This window comes from Vibrio sp. A11 (genome assembly GCF_013048705.1).
GTDB classification, from domain to species: domain Bacteria; phylum Pseudomonadota; class Gammaproteobacteria; order Enterobacterales; family Vibrionaceae; genus Vibrio; species Vibrio metschnikovii.
In genome coordinates, this window is sequence record NZ_VHSI01000075.1 from 1 (window position 1) to 609 (window position 609).

The 609-nt window shown below is 38.1% G+C and carries 1 protein-coding gene; it reads left to right on the top strand.

The window, feature by feature from the left end; all coding sequences use genetic code 11:
- A partial coding sequence (locus FKQ60_RS17830; RefSeq protein ID WP_346009516.1) for a hypothetical protein occupies positions 1–208 on the top strand: 208 nt, incomplete at its 5' end.
- Positions 209–609: the final 401 nt, after the last annotated feature.

The window sequence follows — 609 nt, forward strand, 5'->3', positions numbered from 1 at the left end:
TGGAAGTTCTGCGGCATTCTGGCTACGCAATAACGAGGAAAGACTTGCTCGTAGCTGCAACCATACTTGCTCAAAATCTATTCAGGTACGGTTGCGCTTTGGGGAAATTATGAGGGGATCCCTCAGCGCGTGGCATTTTTATTATGCGTTGGTTTTTGTGATTACGATGTTATGCGGAAAGTTGGTAGTAGCGTTGGCTGCCTCTTAATGCGGCGTTATGTTTTATTGAGCCTCAGCAAGATCAATTTACAAATTTTAATGGGAAAGTTTGGTCTGATTTTAGCGGTTTTCTATCCTAATTTATTGATATTATGAGTTTATTGTTCTTTTTTGTGGCTATTGAAAGTTGAACGATGCTTTTGTGTTTTTGTCGGGTTTGGCTCTGATAAATTGTGTGTGCAAAAGGTTCGATTTTTGCTGAAAGGTCTCTTTCTTTGGTGTTGCTTGCTCATTGATTCCGCAGGCTATTTCGCTTCAACTTATTTGGGATCTTATCGGCACCAATGATTGCTGAAAGTAGGCAAGTTTATCATTTTGAGTTAAACTGCTTCGAACAAATGAACGTTATAAAAGTTCAATATAATCAATAAGTAATAAAACATAACAAAC